Origin of the sequence: Nonomuraea sp. NPDC048892, from assembly GCF_040649735.1 — a bacterium.
GTDB classification, from domain to species: Bacteria; Actinomycetota; Actinomycetes; order Streptosporangiales; family Streptosporangiaceae; genus Nonomuraea; species Nonomuraea maheshkhaliensis.
The window spans coordinates 741,794-757,305 of sequence record NZ_JBEZFZ010000003.1 but is presented as its reverse complement, the minus strand read 5'-3'; the positions used below and the strand labels follow the sequence as shown (position 1 = coordinate 757,305).

Here is a 15,512-nt window from a genome sequence, read left to right as displayed (position 1 = left end):
TTCTCGATCTTTCCCACGTGCCGACCATCGGTCCGCGCCGCCGCCCGGCGGCACACGCGCCCCGCCGGAGGTGCCGCATGAGCGACCTCGAACAGCTATACCGCAGCCGGCTCCGCTGGTACCCGCGCACACCGACAGCAAGCTGACGAGCAGAAATCGCCGCCGTCCCCAATCTCTCCGGCACGCGATATCCAGGCCGGTCGCGCGACCATGACCGGCACCCTGTCCAGGGCGACGATCGACAAGACGCTCCGAGCGGCGTGAAGATCGGCGGCAACGGCAGCACCCAACCCGCACGGCTTCCGCCACACCGACGGCTACGACTGCTTCGCCATCACCATCGTCGCCGCCATCACTGCCTACGCCCGCATCGTGTTGCCCTGGGCCGACCGGCACCATCCACGGCCCGGCCCTCGTCCCTGAGGACGCGTCATCTGAGACAAACACCCCGAGTGGGGCGAACACCCTGAGCAACGAGACGGGTACCCCATCACGGGTGCAGGAGATGGGGATCATGAGCCACGAGCCAGGCCGTCTTCGTTGCGTGCCGTCGCCGGGCATCCCGAGGCGACCCTGTCGCTCACCGGGAGGAGGAGGCCGGGAGCGAGTTGCGGTCGTATGTCGGAGATGCCCGAGACGTATGGCCTGCCGCCCCCACGCCGTGGCTGTCGGCGTAGGAGCGGCGACGGACCCGTCAACCGGTGACCAGGCAGCAGCACCAAACGCCCCCTGGAGGCGCGGATGCGGCGTACCTCATCGATCAATCATGCGGTGCGACCGCCGGCGCGATGGCGGCGACGGGACGCACGTCTTGCGGCCTGCGACTCTGCGCCGCAGGCGGTGCGACACGGAAAGAACAGGACCCAGGCCCTGCGGCTCTGCACCCCAGGAGCTCTGACCTGGAACGAACGGGACGCACGCCTTTCAGCTCCTGCGGCTCCGATTTCCAGGACCTCTGACCTGGAACGAATGGACGCATGCCCTTCAGCTTGCAGTTCCGACTTCCAGGACGTCTGACCCGGGACGAACGGGACACATGCCCTTCAGCCTGCGCCGCTGAATCCCAGGGCCTCTGACCCGAGACGATCAGAACACACGCCTTCCGGCCTGCGACTCCGAATCCCAGACGGTGTGACCCGGAACGAACGAAACGAACAGGACTGCCCCGGTCCCGTTCCGCGCTAGAGCCGGCGCAGGACCGCTACGACCTTGCCCAGGACGCTGGCTTCGTCGCCCGGGATCGGCTCGTAGTTGGGGTTGTGGGGGACGAGCCAGACGTGCCCGTCCTTGCGCTTGAAGGTCTTGACCGTGGCCTCGCCCTCGATCATGGCCGCCACGATGTCGCCGCTCTCGGCCACCGGCTGCTGGCGGACGACCACCCAGTCGCCGTCGGCGATGGCGGCCTCGATCATCGAGTCACCCGCGACCTGGAGGAGGAACAGCGTGCCCTCGCCGACGAGCTGCTTGGGCAGCGCGAAGACGTCTTCGACGCTCTCCTCGGCCAGGATCGGCCCACCGGCGGCGATACGGCCCACGAGCGGGACGTAGGCGGCGGTGGGGCGGTTGACCGTCGGCTCCTCGTCGCCGGCGTCGGGGTCGACCCACAGCACGGGCTCGCCCGGCAGCCGGACCTCAAGCGCGCGCGGCCGGTGCGGGTCGCGCCGCAGGTAGCCCTTGCGCTGCAACGCCGTCAACTGATGCGACACGCTGGAGGTGCTCGTCAGCTGCACCGCCTCGCCGATCTCGCGCATGGACGGCGGATATCCGCGCTGTTGCACCGAGTCGCGGATCACCTCGAGGATCTTGCGCTGCCTGGGGGTCAGCCCCAGGGAGTCTCGCCGGCGCACCGCGAGGTCGCTGACCCCGTTTGCGCCATCCCGCTCGGTCATGCTCTTCCTCCTCCTCGCCTGGCGGCCCGCCTTACCGGCGAACCTCCCGGTCCGTGGTCCTGATGTCGCACACAGCGACCGTATCGCTGTTGAAGATCATCTTCAAACAATTGTTCGAGTCTTCCTCGAAAAAGTCGCCAGTGTGGTGTACAACATCGTACGGGAGTTCGATCGACACCGTGTTCGATTTGCTGATCTTTATTTGGCCTTTTCCTCAGGCCACACGGCAGGAGGTCATCCATGGGAACGCCCACAAATACGGACACGACCAGCGAAGACGTCAACCAGCTCACACTGATAGCCGATGCCACGCAGAGTAAGGATCGACGGGGAGACAATACGCGGGTGAAGGCCGGTGTCCGAGCGAATTCCGGTAAGAGGTTGGGGCCCCGCGCAACTGGTGGGGGAAGATCCCATTTGCGCCTCGTCCCGCCACCGCGTACGGGGAGTGACGACTCCGACGACACAATGCCGTCCGCGAACACGAGATCGCGACGGGGGCGGAGAAGCGGCACGCCGGACGGCGCGGATGACGCCGCGTCGGCCCGCAAGCCAGGAGTGGAGCTCCGCCCGGTCACCACCGAAGGGAGCAGATCCACGATCGGCGACGAGCGGTCATCCGCCGCGAGACGATCATCGTCCGCCGGCGGACGATGGCGGATCGGCTCCCTCATCCAGGGGGCGGGCCCGCCCGCTCAAGAGGGCGGATCTCCGTCTCGGCGGAACGAAGCATCACTTGAGCGAGCCGGTTCACGGATCGGATCACCGCCTGGGTGGGCCGGTTCACGGATGGGATCATCACCTCGGCGAGCCGGATCGACCTCGCGGCAGAGCGCCGAACCCGCCGCATTGGGCGTCCCTGCGCAGGGTGCCGCCGCGCAGGGTGCCGCCGCACAGGGAGCCGCACGGGGAGCCGCTGCACGGGGCGGCCTGCTCTCCCGGGCAGGTGGTCGTCTCCTGCGACGGAAAAGCTCGTCCTCCCGGGCGGGCGACGCATCCCGTCCGAACGGCCCTTCCGGCCGGCCCAACGGCGCTGAAGTGCGGCGCATCGCTGGCAGAAAGCCCGGTGCCGAGGGGAGGCGGCGCGACACCAAGGGCTGGCGCGACAGCGAGGGGCAGCGCGACGGCGTAGGGCGGCGCGACAGCGCCGGGCAGCGTAGCGTCGCGAGGCGGCGTGGTGCCCAGGGGCGGCGCAGTACCGGAACCGGCACCGGGATCGGTCCCGTTCGGCTGAGCAGGACCGGTGCTGCCCCGGTGCGGTTGACCCGGAACGGCGCTACCCCTGTCCGGCTGACGCGCCGGGGCCGGGTCGTGCTGGTGACCGTGGTGGCGCTGCTGTCGCTCGGGGGATTCTGGCTCGGTACGCGGGCGGCGGGGCACGCGGACGTCCAGGTCGTAGTGACTGGCCACGCTGGGCTGCCGTGGGTGGAAGTTCACGAGGGGGACACTTTGTGGAAGATCGCCGAGGCACTTTCCGAGGGGGACACCCCCACGGCCCTGGTGGAGGAGATCAAGCGGCTGAACGGCCTGCCCGACTCCCTCATCCGACCCGGCAGCCGACTGTACGTCCCGAACGACACCGCCGCCTTACGGTGACTGTGGGGGATCACAACAACCGCTGGCACTGCGACGATCTCGGGGCTCACGGCTGCTGACTGTTTGGCGGCGAACAACGGCCAAGGTGAACAACGGCCAAGGCGAACAACGGCCCTACGGCGGACTAGGGCATTGCGGGCGTACCACGGCCCGACGGTGAGTGACGGCTCCACAGCGCACAAGGGCATTGTGGGCGTACAACGGCCCACGGTGAGTGACGGCTACACAGCTGGCGAGGGCATTCCCGGCATACAGCGGCTTCACGGTGAATAGCAGCCCCGTGACTGGTGGGGGCATTACGCCGAGCAACGAATCAACAACGAGCAGCGACCCACAACGAGCAGCGATCCCACAATGGGCGGCGATCTCACGGCGAGCAATGACCTCACGGCGAGTGGCCACCTTACGGCGGCCGACGGCTTTACGGCGGCTGACGGGCTGACGAGGACCCCCGCCCGTCCGCCCCCGGCCGCCACATTCGGTCGGGCCGTCGCTCGCCACGGGTTCTCGCAGAGGCCGAGAGCTGGGCCTGCCTGGTCAGACGGGAGCGTCCTGCCGGCAAGCGCCGGGTGACGGCCCCGTCCCAGGCGTCCTCTGCCTGGTGGCCTGTGCTCGGCTGCCCGATCGCGGAAGGCCACACTGGTCTCGGACAACCCCGCGTGCAGGGGCTGGAAGTCCTCGTCGTCCGGGCAGCGGCTGAGAGTGGCACAGAGCTCAGCCGTGGCCGCCCGGGCGGGTTGCCCGGCGCCACCATTCCCGAGCACGTCGTGAACCGCCGGGGCCGTGAAGCACCGGCAGACGAATGTCGCGCCCGAAGCGACCGGCGCACGAGAGCGGCCCGAGGGGGCCGGCGCAGTCGTATGACGCCGACCGCGAACAAGCCTGGGACCGGCCGAAAAGCGCGAGGAATCCTGGGCAGACAGGCCCTGTGGAGGGATGAGAGCGCAGGTGAGAGGGGTTATACATAACGGATCCCGGTGCGAGGGATCAGAGGGCGTAATGGGCGTACGTATGGAAAGTGCTGAAGACCGGTGTGTGACGGAGGCTCATGGGGCGGGGCGGAAGCGGTGGAGGTGTCGTTCGGTACCGTTGTGAGGTTTGTTCACGAACGAGGCCCGGAGCAACCGATGTGACGCCTCACCTGCAAGAAGATCACTCACGATCGGCCGACACGCCCGGGGCGGATGGGGACAGTGGGCTGATCAGCGACTTCGGTGGGACTTCGGCGGGAAGGGCCGGCTCAACTTGCGTTCATGGTCGCTCGCTTCTACGGTTGGACCACAACATCTAGTAGTTACACCGATGTAGTTCACCACACCTTGTGTTTCTATGACCGCTCCATGGGCACCCGTGGAGTGTGCGCGAGCGTCCCGTCATGGCGGTGAGGGCGCGTGTGGTGACCGCAGGTCTTGGAGGCGAGAAGCGTGCACTGTCCGTTCTGTCGCCACCCTGACACCAGGGTCATCGACAGCCGCTCCACGGACGACGGCGCGGCCATCCGGCGCCGGCGCACCTGTCCCGAATGCGGGCGCAGGTTCACCACGCAGGAGACCGTACTGCTCATGGTCAGCAAGCGCAGCGGAGTGACGGAACCGTTCTCGCGGGACAAGGTCGTCGCGGGCGTGCGGCGGGCGTGCCAGGGCAGGCCGGTCAGCGAGGATTCGCTGGCGCAGCTCGGGCAGCGGGTGGAAGAGGCCATCAGGGCCAAGGGCGCGGCCGAGATCCCCTCCAACGAGGTGGGTTTGGCCATCCTGGGCCCGCTGCGGGAGCTCGACGAGGTGGCCTACCTGCGGTTCGCATCGGTATATCGCGGTTTCGAGAGCCTGGCGGACTTCGAGGCCGAGATCTCACAGTTGAAGGCGGAGAAGGGGGAGTCATGACGGAGACGGCCAGCGGTTCAGTCGCGCGCGGGGGTAAGCGTCCGCGCAAAGGACTGAAGATGAAGAGGATCTTCACCAAGCCCGGTGTGCACCCGTATGACGAAATCCAGTGGGAGCGCCGCGACGTCGTCATGACGAACTGGCGCGACGGCTCGATCAATTTTGAGCAGCGAGGCGTCGAGTTCCCCGCGTTCTGGTCGGTCAACGCGGCCAACATCGTGACGACCAAATACTTCCGCGGCGCCGTGGGCACGCCGCAGCGCGAGTGGAGCCTGAAGCAGCTGATCGACCGGGTCGTCGGCGTCTACACCAGAACCGGCATCGAGAACGGGTACTTCGCCTCTGAAGAGGATGCCGAGATCTTCGACCACGAGTTGAAGCACGCGCTGGCGCACCAGGTGTTCGCGTTCAACTCGCCGGTCTGGTTCAACGTGGGCACGCAGTCGCCGCAGCAGGTCAGCGCGTGTTTCATCCTCTCCGTGGACGACCAGATGGAGTCGATCCTGGAGTGGTACAAGGAAGAGGGCGTGATCTTCAAGGGCGGCTCCGGGTCGGGGGTCAACCTGTCGCGGATCCGTTCGTCGAAGGAGTTGCTCAGCAGCGGTGGCACGGCCAGCGGGCCGGTGTCGTTCATGCGCGGCGCCGACGCCTCGGCCGGGACGATCAAGTCGGGCGGCGCCACGCGCCGGGCGGCCAAGATGGTCGTGCTCGACGTCGACCACCCCGACATCGAGGAGTTCATCGAGACCAAGGCGCGCGAGGAGGACAAGGTCCGCGCGCTGCGGGACGCCGGGTTCGACATGGACCTCGGCGGCAAGGACATCGTCAGCGTCCAGTACCAGAACGCCAACAACTCCGTGCGCGTCTCCGACGAGTTCATGCGCGCGGTGGAGCAGGGCGGCGACTTCGGTCTGCGGGCCCGCCTGACCGGCGAGGTCATCGAGAAGATCGACGCCAAGGACCTGTTCCGCAAAATGGCCAAGGCCGCCTGGGAGTGCGCCGACCCGGGTGTCCAGTACGACGACACGATCAACGACTGGCACACCACCCCCGAGACGGGGCGGATCACGGCCAGCAACCCGTGCAGCGAATACGTCCACCTGGACAACTCCTCCTGCAACCTGGCCAGCATCAACCTGCTGAAGTTCCTGAAGGACGACAACACCTTCAACATCGCCGACTTCGTCAAGCTGACCGAGCTGATCATCACCGCGATGGACATCTCGATCACGTTCGCCGACTTCCCCACGGAGAAGATCGGCGAGACGACGCGGGCGTACCGGCAGCTCGGCATCGGCTACGCGAACCTGGGCGCGCTGCTCATGGCGACCGGGCACGCGTACGACTCCGACGGCGGCCGGGCCGTGGCGGCGGCGATCACGTCCCTGATGACCGGTGTGTCCTACCGGCGCAGCGCCGAGCTGGCCGCGGTCGTGGGCCCGTACGACGGATATGCCCGCAACGCCGAGCCGCACAAGCGCGTGATGCGCAAGCACGCCGCGGCCAACGACGACCTGCGCACGGTCGGCGGCATGGACGCGAAGATCCACAACGAGGCGTCCCGGCAGTGGTCGGAGTGCCTCAAGCTGGGCGAGAAGAACGGCTACCGCAACGCCCAGGCCAGCCTGCTCGCGCCCACCGGCACGATCGGTCTCATGATGGACTGCGACACCACCGGCATCGAGCCGGACCTGGCGCTGGTCAAGTTCAAGAAGCTCGTCGGCGGCGGGTCCATGCAGATCGTCAACCAGACGATCCCGCGCGCGCTCAAGCAGCTCGGCTACCAGCAGGAGCAGATCGAGGCCATCGTCGAGTACATCGGCGAGCACAGCCACGTCGTCGACGCGCCCGGCCTGCGCCGCGAGCACTACGAGGTGTTCGACTGCGCCATGGGCGAACGCGCCATCGCGCCCATGGGCCACGTGCGCATGATGGCGGCCACGCAGCCGTTCCTCTCCGGGGCCATCTCCAAGACGGTCAACCTGCCCGAGTCGGCCACCATCGACGACATCGAGCAGGTCTACCTGGAGGGCTGGAAGCTCGGCCTCAAGGCGCTGGCCGTCTACCGCGACAACTGCAAGGTGGGCCAGCCGCTGTCGGCCGGCGACGGCTCCAAGAAGCAGGAGGTCAAGGAGGCGCAGCCGCAGGAGCCCGAGGTCAAGGTCATCGAGGTCAACCGGCCGACCCGGCGTCGTATGCCCAACCAGCGGCCGAGCATGACCACCCGCTTCACGGTCGGCGGCGCCAAGGGCTACATGACCGCCTCGTCCTACCCCGACGACGGGCTCGGCGAGGTCTTCCTCAAGATGTCCAAGCAGGGCTCGACGCTCGCGGGCGTCATGGACGCCTTCTCGGTGGCGATCTCGATCGGGCTCCAGTACGGGGTGCCGCTGGAGACGTACATGAGCAAGTTCGTCAACATGCGCTTCGAGCCGGCCGGGATGACCGACGACCCGGACATCCGGATGGCCACCTCGGTGATGGACTACATCTTCCGCCGCCTGGCGCTCGACCACCTGCCCTACGACGAGCGAGCGGCGCTGGGCATCTTCTCGGCGGCCGAACGCGCCGCCCAGCAGCGTGGCGAGGACCCGGCGGCGCTGCAGGAGACGATGGACCGGGAAACTCTGGCCCAGTCGGCACCGATCGAGGCCGCCCAGCCGAAGACGGAGGAGCAGCCGGTCCAGGAGCTGACCCTGGAAAGCCACCAGCGCTTCACGGCGGACGCACCGCTCTGCATGACGTGCGGCACGAAGATGCGACCGGCGGGCAGCTGCTACGTCTGCGAGGGCTGCGGCTCGACCAGCGGCTGCAGCTGACCTTGGTGGCGTAGGCGAGAACGCCTGATTAAGGGCAGAAAGCGGGCATACTGTTCGCTTTCTGCCCTTAACTCGTGCAAGGGGGAGTGCCGGGCCTCTGATCGGCAGGTTTCGGGATGCCACCCTTGGATTCGGCCATCATCCTGAAGAAGCGTCACAGGAGCCAAGGGTCAGAAGAGGGTGGAGTCGAGGGTGCCGGCTTCGAAGGCGAGGAGGTGGCGTTTGGTGGGCAGGCCGCCGCCGTAGCCGGTGAGGTCGCCGGTGGAGCCCACGACGCGGTGGCAGGGGACGATGATGCCGATCGGGTTCTTGCCGTTGGCCAGGCCCACGGCTCGGGCGGCGGTCGGGCGGCCGATGCGGTCGGCGAGCTGGGCGTAGCTGATCGTCTCGCCGTACGGGATCTCTTGCAGGGCCGTCCAGACCTGTTGCTGGAACGGGGTGCCGTTGAAGACCATGGGCAGGTCGAAGCTGGTCAGACGGCCCTCGAAGTAGGCCCGGAGCTGGGTGATGACCTCGGTGAACGGCTCCGGGTCCGGTACGCCGAAGGTCTCCTCGGGAGGGCGGTGGCGCTGGCGGCGCATGTAGAGGCCCGTGAGGGTTCCGTCGATCGCGACGAGGGTGAGAGGGCCGACGGGGCTGTCCACCACCGTGTGGGTCCTGTGCCCGGTCAGGGGCATCGTGCCTCCCTTCGTTCCGTGAGTGCGAGGGGGTGTCGGCGAAATTGATTCCGTTCCCACGCTTCCAGCATCGCTGGTGGCAGGGTGTCTCGGCTGGCGGAAATCGGACGTGATCACCATGGCTGGGTAGCGGCTTCCCGCTCAGTACTAGAGCGCCTCGATGCCCGAGGCCACGAGGTCGGCGGCTGTGGTGGCGGGCAGCTTCGGACAGTCATGGATCAGGACCTTGGACAGCGCCGGCAGTCCGGACAAGTCGCCGAGATCCGTCAAGGACTCGCAGCCGTACAGGCTCAAGGAGCGCAGCGCCGGAAGCTCGATTGCGCCCAGGCTGCGCAGTTGCCGGCCCTGGTGGATGACGAGCCGCTCCAGGTGCGACAGGCCGCTGAAGGCGGATAAATCGGTGAGGTGGTGCAGTCGGTGGAGGCTCAGCTCGCGGAGGACGGGCATGGTGGCCAGGGCGGAATGGTCCTTGAGACGTTCGGTCTCGACCAGATGGACCGTTCTGATCGACGGATGCCCTTCGAGCCCGTTCAGCGAGGTGAGCCGGTTACGCTTGAAGATGGTGATCTCAGTCAGCGTCGGCAGGCGGGACAACGCGCTCAGATCGGTGAGCGGGCAGGTCGGGGCGCCGAGCGAGGTCACATGCGGATGGTGGCCCAGGCCGTCGAGACCGTTCAGGTTCGGGCTGCCGCTGAGCCACAACGCGGTCAGGTGCCGCAGACCCGACAGGGGTGCGATGTCCCGGAGGGCACGGCAGGACTGCAGATTGAGGTCCTCCAGCCGGGGCATGCCCTCCGCGATGCCGTCGAGGCTCGCCACCGAGGTTCCCATGAGGTCCAGGGTGCGCAGCTCGTGCAGCCTCATCAGCGGCGAGATGTCCGACACCAGGGAGCAGCCTTGCAGGTCGAGGCTGCTCAATGCGGTCAGACCGGCCAGCGGCTCCACGTCCGTGACCGACACGCAGCCGCTCAGGTCGAGTTCCGTCAGGCCGGTCAGCCCGGCGAGCTCGGAGAGGTCGGACAGGTTCCGGCAGCGTTCGAAGCGCAAGGAGCGCAGGGCGGTCAGGTGGCGCAGGCCCGGGACGGAAGCGACCTTGGTCAACGTCAGCTCAGTACGCCCTTCCCGTACGAACGCGGGCGCCAGCACCAACTCCGCGAATGCCTCGGGATCGGTCGACTCCGGCCATAGCTTCAGCAGCTTGTCGGTGTGCGGCGAGGTCAGCTTGGCCGCGAACTGGCCGGCCAGCGTCAGCGCCGTACGCGCCTGACCGGCGGGCGCCGGATGCCGGGCCAGTTCTCGTACGGCTTGCCATGCCCGAGCTTCCGACGTTGTCGCCAACTTGGGTCGCAAGGCCGTGATGTAGGGCGGCTCAGGTGGTTGTGTGATCATCACGCGACACCCTATGCGCGCTGGACCTGGTGGGGTGTGTCGGTCATGCTCCGACTTATGGGGCGGATCGCGGTTCTCGCCGTGGGGTTCGGGGCGCTGTTGTACGGGGTGCATCGGCTGGCGATGGTGGTGGTGGCCTGGTTGATCGGCAATGAGGACATGATCGTCGGGCTGGATTGTTGCGTCGACTACCACAGGGATGCGCCGGATCCGTGGGGCAATGTTCTGGTTGCTGTCTCCGGTGTGGTGGCTACCCAGGTGGTGGCGTGGACGGCTATCGGGCTGTTGGCGGCCCGGAGCAGGAGTGGCCGGGGCCGCCGTGATCGGGCTGGAAGTGATCAGGGGTCGCGTGGTCAGAGTGGGGGTGACCGGGTTGGGCGGGGGCGGGTGCTTGTGACGGTGGCAGTGACCGCGTTCGTGGTCAGCCCGTTGTTGCAGCTCTTCGTGTACGTGATCTGGCACTGGGCCGAACGCGACTACGTGGCCGTGATCGATTACGCGATGGACGCGACCGGGTTGCCGGAGCAGGCGTTGATGGTGTTGCTGCTGGGGATGTTCGGCGGGTATGCGGTGGTGTTCTGGGTTGCGTTGCGGTGGGCGTGGGATCGGGCCCACGCGTCGGCCCAGCTCGCCGGTCGCACGCCGTGATTCGTGGGTGATCGTCAGGCGGTGATCAGGTCGTGGAGGACGTCCGGTCTGTTGGTGATGATGCCGTCCACCCCGTGGGAGAGCATGAGGCGCATGGTCGCGGGGCTGTCGACGGTCCAGGTGAGGACGTCCATGCCGAGAGAGTGGACGCGGCGCACGTACGCGGCCGTGAGTGTGGTGTACGGCGGGTTGATGTGGTCGGCGAACCTGGCCAGGGCGGGCAGTTGCCCGGTGGACGGTGTGCCGAGCAGGCCGATCGGCGTTCCGGGCAGCAGCCGGTCGAAGGTGCGCATCGAGTCCCAGTCGAACGACTGCACCACCAGCCGTCCCGGCTCCAGCCACCAGGGGGAACGCCGCAGTTCGTCGGCGATGCGGGCCTCGATGCCGGGGTAGAGGCCGGGTGACTTGACTTCGAGCAGCAGCGCGAGCCCGGAACCGCTCATCGCGCGCAGGGCCTCGGCGAGGGTGGGGACGCGCTCGCCGTCGTACTCGCCGGACAGCCACGAACCGGCGTCCAGGCGGCGGATCTGGGCGAGGGTGAGGTCGCCGACGTTCCAGGGAGACAGGCCGGGGAAGACCCGTTCGGCGTCGGTCGTCCTGGTCAGGGTCGTGTCGTGCATCAGGACCAGTTGGTGGTCCTTGGTCTCCTGGACGTCGAGTTCGAACATGTCGGCGTCCATCGTGGCGGCCAGTTCGAACGCGGCGATGGTGTTTTCGGGGGCGTAGGCGGAGGCGCCGCGGTGGGCCACGATGGTGGGAGTGTCCGCGAAAGTGGTGGTCTCCGCGTGGGCGGGCAGGGCCGTGGTGGTGATCAGGAGGGTGAGGGAGGTCGAGACGGTGACGGCGAGTCGCCTGAACATGGGTCTCCTCAGCTGGGGAGAGACAACGACTCGACGATGACAACGTCTCGTGACTTGAAGTTGAGAGAAGAGTAGCCCTGGGATGCCCTGCGGGTGAGCATTCGACACGCGAGCATTCGACACGCGGGCATCCGGCAGACGAGCATGTGGCGTGCGGGTATGGGACGTGCGGGTATGCGGCGCGCGGGTATGGGACGTGCGGGTATGCGGTGGGCGGCTATGCGACGCTCGGGCGTTCGATACGCGAGCATTCGCGCGGGCATTCGGTACGCGCGGTGCTGTCAGGGTGGGGCGGGAGGTTGGCGATCAGGTGGACGGCTGCGCTCGCCGTGGCCTCACCCGCCGGACAAGCCGGACAGGTCAGGGAGGCCAGGAAGGCCGGGTTGACCGGGCGCGCCAGGGTGACCGGACTGGCCGGGCAAACCAGGTAGACCGGGCAGGTCGGGCTGATCAGGCAGGCCCGACAGCGCGGTCCCGTACAGATTCGAGACTCTGAGCCTGATCACCAGCCGCCGATCCGCCACCATCTGCCGCAGGAACGTCTGCGCGTCGGCCGGTGCGGCGAACGCCGGCCGCATGGCCAGCAGTTCGAGGCCCACCTCGTCACCCGGTTCCGCGGTCACCGGCGACAGCTCCGCCTGGCCCTCCGCCACGGCGTACGACCAGAAGTCGTCGCTGGCCACGTAGAGCGCGCAGCGCGGGTCCTTGTGCAGCTGGCGGACTTTGGGCCGGTCGGCCTTGGTGGAGATCCGTACCACGCGCTGCTCGGGGTCCCAGGTGTAGAGCACGGTGGACATCTGCGGGTCCCCGCCGCCCTGGTTGGTGGACAGCGCGCCGAACTGCTGCTTGGCCAGCAGGCCCGTCAGCTCCTCGTCCCCCAGCGGTCGTGGGGCCGGGCCCGCGCCGGGGCCGTGGATCTCGGAGGACATGCACCACCCTCGCGCTCAGCAATCAGGAATTATCAACCTATACCGAGCTGTCGCATGAAGGTCTGGGCATCGGAGATCACCCAGTACTCCGCGAACCTGCCGTCCTCGGCCCGCAGAATGTCGTGACCGCTGAAGGCGATCCTGGTCCCCTCCGCCGCCGTCGCGCCGGGCAGCCCGCCCCGGTACGTCCCCGCGAACGTCCACCGCGCCGACACGAGGTCGCCGTCCACGATCGGTCCCACGTCCAGGCTGACCTTGACGTCGGCGAACGGCGCGTGCGCCTGCTCCAGTGCCTCGACCAGCCCTTCCGGCCCCGACACCTCCATGCCGGGCCAGTGGCCGGCGAAGGACGGGGTGACCAGTTCGCGGGCCAGGCCGAAGTCGCCGTTCCAGAGTTCGAGCAGCCATCGGCGGTACAGCTGTGAGGTCATGATGGCCCGCTACCCACTCCCCGATAGTTTACGAGTCATGAATCTTGCTATCACCAGCGGATATGTCGTACCCGTCGACGGCGACCCCATCGACGGCGGAACCGTCCTCATCCAGGACGGGAAGATCATCGCGGTCGGCCGGGACGTGCAGGTGCCCGAGGGGACCACGGTGGTCGACGCCGCGGGCGGCTGGGTGCTGCCCGGCTTCGTGGAGGCTCACGGACACCTCGGCGTCTACGAGGAGGCCGAGGGCTGGGCCGGTCAGGACACCAACGAGATGACCGACCCCAACGGCGCCCGCCTGCGCGCGCTCGACGCCATCAACCCGGCCGACCTGGCCTTCGGCGACGCGCTGTCGGGCGGCGTGACGACCGCCGTGATCAAGCCGGGCTCCGGCAACCCGATCGGCGGCCAGACGGTCGCGATCAAGTGCTGGGGCAGGTCCGTGGACGAGATGCTGCTGCGGGAGCCGGTGAGCGTCAAGAGCGCGCTCGGTGAGAACCCCAAGCGCGTGTACGGCGACCAGAAGAAGCTGCCGTCCACCCGCCAGGGCGTGGCCGCCGTGATCCGCGACGCGTTCATGAAGGCGCAGGACTACAAGGCCAAGAGGTCGGCCGCTGAGACGGAGGGCAAGCCGTTCGATCGTGACGGCACGCTGGAGGTCCTGGTCCGGGTGCTGGACGGCGAGCTGCCGTGGTGCCAGCACACCCACCGCGCCGACGACATCGCCACCGCGCTCAGGCTGGCCGGCGAGTTCGGCTACCGCCTGGTGATCAACCACGGTACGGAGGGGCACCTGCTGGCCGACACGCTGGCCGAGCGGAACGTGCCGGTGATCATCGGCCCGCTGTTCACCAGCCGGTCGAAGGTGGAGCTGCGGCAGCGCAGCCTGCGCAACCCGGGCATCCTGGCCCGCGCCGGGGTCGAGGTGGCGATCACCACCGACCATCCCGTCGTGCCCATCCACTTCCTCGTCCACCAGGCCACGCTGGCGGTCAAGGAAGGGCTCGACCGCGACGAGGCGCTGCGCTCGATCACCGTGAACCCGGCCCGGATCATGGGCCTGGACGACCGGGTCGGCGCGCTGCGGCCGGGGCTCGACGGGGACGTGGTCATCTGGTCGGGCGATCCACTGGACGTCATGAGCCGGGCGCTGAGAGTATTCGTCTCCGGCCGGGAGGTGTATGCGTACACCGAGGGTGAGTCCGTGGTCGCAGACCCGTACTACCGCGAATCAAGCGATCGTTAAGCGGCTGTAGATACGCGGCACGCATAGTGGGCGGAGCCGAAGGGAAAAGAGGCACCACCATGACTGCTCCGTTGCTCGTTCAGCGTCCCAGTAAGGCCCTGCTGATCGGACTGGTCGTCTCCGGCGTCCTCGCCCTGATCGTGCTGGCCGTCATGCTGCTCTCCGGCGGTCCCATCGGGTTCGGCCTGTCCGCGCTGCTGGCCGTGGCGCCGCTGCCGGTGCTGCTCGCGGCCGTGCTCTCGCTCGACCGGCTCGAACCCGAGCCGAAGCTCAACCTCGCCTTCGCCTTCGCGTGGGGAGCGGGGGTGGCCATCGTCGCGGGGATCGCGCTGACGCTGGCCGGCCAGCAGTTGTTCCTCCGGGCCGGCTACACGTCGTCCGCGGTCGAGAACATCGGCACCGTCGTGCTGGCGCCGGTGATCGAGGAGGCGCTGAAGGGCTCGGCGCTGCTGCTCCTGCTGCGCCGCCGGGTCGAGATCGACGGCCTGACCGACGGCATCGTCTACGCCTCCATGGCCGGCCTCGGCTTCGCGGCCGTGGAGAACGTGGGCTACTACCTGCTCGCGTTCGGGGAGGACGGTGCGGGCGGCGCGGTGCAGCTCTTCGTGCTGCGCGGGCTGATCGACCCGCTCGGCCATCCGATCTACACCTCCATGATCGGGCTCGGCGTCGCGTACGCGCTGACCCGGCGCACGGCGTTCAGGTACGCCGCGATCCCGCTCGGCTACTGCGCCGCGGTCTTCCTGCACGGCCTCTGGAACGGCGCCGCCACCACCAACTCGCTGTCCTGGCTGGGCGCGGCCTACCTGGTGATCATGGCGGCGCTGGTGCTGCTCATCGTCGTGACCGTGGTCGAACGCCGCCACCTCGTCGCCAGGATGGCCTACTACCTGCCCGCCTACCAGCAGACCGGGCTGGTCACCGACGCCGACGTCCGGATGCTGACCACGCTGCCCACGCGCAAGGCGGCCCGCAAGTGGGCCAGGGGAGCGGGGCTCGGCCGGGCGATGGGCGACTACCAGCAGGCGGCGACCGAGCTGACCCTGCTGCACCTGCGGGCCGAGCGCCAGGGGATGGACCCGCGCAGGTTCGCGCTGGAACGCGACGCCCTCCTCGGCGCGATGGCCCAGGCCCGCCGCTGGTGA

The 15,512-nt window shown here is 68.2% G+C and carries 12 protein-coding genes; 6 read left to right on the top strand and 6 right to left on the bottom strand.

What is annotated here, in order from left to right; all coding sequences use genetic code 11:
* Window positions 1–1,181: 1,181 nt before the first annotated feature.
* Entirely contained in the window at window positions 1,182–1,889 is a 708-nt protein-coding gene (gene lexA / locus AB0C28_RS13055) for a transcriptional repressor LexA (protein ID WP_357843491.1), read from the bottom strand.
* Between the two features lie 1,254 nt (window positions 1,890–3,143).
* On the opposite strand from lexA, the gene AB0C28_RS13050 reads away from it, so the two are divergent.
* From AB0C28_RS13050 to AB0C28_RS13040, 3 genes are all read left to right on the top strand, one after another.
* Window positions 3,144–3,485, top strand: coding sequence for a LysM peptidoglycan-binding domain-containing protein (locus AB0C28_RS13050; RefSeq protein ID WP_357843494.1), 342 nt, complete (start codon window positions 3,144–3,146; stop codon window positions 3,483–3,485).
* Between the two features lie 1,424 nt (window positions 3,486–4,909).
* On the top strand, window positions 4,910–5,365 hold the full coding sequence (gene nrdR / locus AB0C28_RS13045) for a transcriptional regulator NrdR (protein ID WP_090941385.1): 456 nt from the start codon (window positions 4,910–4,912) through the stop codon (window positions 5,363–5,365).
* Window positions 5,362–8,184 (top strand): vitamin B12-dependent ribonucleotide reductase, encoded by a 2,823-nt coding sequence (locus AB0C28_RS13040; protein WP_357843498.1) that lies wholly within the window; start codon window positions 5,362–5,364, stop codon window positions 8,182–8,184. The genes nrdR and AB0C28_RS13040 overlap by 4 nt, the downstream gene beginning before the upstream one ends.
* Before the next feature lie 170 nt (window positions 8,185–8,354).
* On the opposite strand, the gene AB0C28_RS13035 is transcribed toward AB0C28_RS13040, so the two are convergent.
* The gene (locus AB0C28_RS13035) at window positions 8,355–8,861 is read right to left on the bottom strand and encodes a methylated-DNA--[protein]-cysteine S-methyltransferase (protein ID WP_357843510.1); all 507 of its coding nucleotides are present in this window, start codon (window positions 8,859–8,861) and stop codon (window positions 8,355–8,357) included.
* 147 nt (window positions 8,862–9,008) lie between these two features.
* Entirely contained in the window at window positions 9,009–10,211 is a 1,203-nt protein-coding gene (locus tag AB0C28_RS13030) for a leucine-rich repeat domain-containing protein (protein ID WP_358074211.1), read from the bottom strand.
* A 96-nt stretch (window positions 10,212–10,307) separates the two neighbouring features.
* Between AB0C28_RS13030 and AB0C28_RS13025 the strand changes: the two genes are divergently transcribed.
* Window positions 10,308–10,898, top strand: a complete 591-nt coding sequence (locus AB0C28_RS13025; protein ID WP_358074208.1) for a hypothetical protein — start codon at window positions 10,308–10,310, stop codon at window positions 10,896–10,898.
* A 14-nt stretch (window positions 10,899–10,912) separates the two neighbouring features.
* Here the strand turns inward: AB0C28_RS13025 and AB0C28_RS13020 are convergent, their stop codons facing one another.
* From AB0C28_RS13020 to AB0C28_RS13010, 3 genes are all read right to left on the bottom strand, one after another.
* The gene (locus AB0C28_RS13020) at window positions 10,913–11,758 is read right to left on the bottom strand and encodes a glycerophosphodiester phosphodiesterase family protein (protein WP_358074205.1); all 846 of its coding nucleotides are present in this window, start codon (window positions 11,756–11,758) and stop codon (window positions 10,913–10,915) included.
* A gap of 335 nt (window positions 11,759–12,093) precedes the next feature.
* Complete coding sequence (locus AB0C28_RS13015) at window positions 12,094–12,687, bottom strand: TIGR03618 family F420-dependent PPOX class oxidoreductase (RefSeq protein WP_358074202.1); 594 nt, start codon at window positions 12,685–12,687, stop codon at window positions 12,094–12,096.
* A gap of 32 nt (window positions 12,688–12,719) precedes the next feature.
* Window positions 12,720–13,118: an ester cyclase gene (locus tag AB0C28_RS13010; RefSeq protein WP_357843525.1), complete on the bottom strand. Its 399-nt coding sequence runs from the start codon at window positions 13,116–13,118 to the stop codon at window positions 12,720–12,722.
* Window positions 13,119–13,155: 37 nt separating this feature from the next.
* Here AB0C28_RS13010 and AB0C28_RS13005 point away from each other — a divergent pair, with 37 nt between their 5' ends.
* Both AB0C28_RS13005 and AB0C28_RS13000 read left to right on the top strand, forming a co-directional pair.
* Window positions 13,156–14,367 carry an amidohydrolase gene (locus tag AB0C28_RS13005; protein WP_358074199.1) on the top strand — a complete coding sequence of 404 codons (1,212 nt, stop codon included), beginning with the start codon at window positions 13,156–13,158 and terminating at the stop codon, window positions 14,365–14,367.
* A gap of 59 nt (window positions 14,368–14,426) precedes the next feature.
* Complete coding sequence (locus AB0C28_RS13000; protein WP_357843530.1) at window positions 14,427–15,512, top strand: PrsW family intramembrane metalloprotease; 1,086 nt, start codon at window positions 14,427–14,429, stop codon at window positions 15,510–15,512.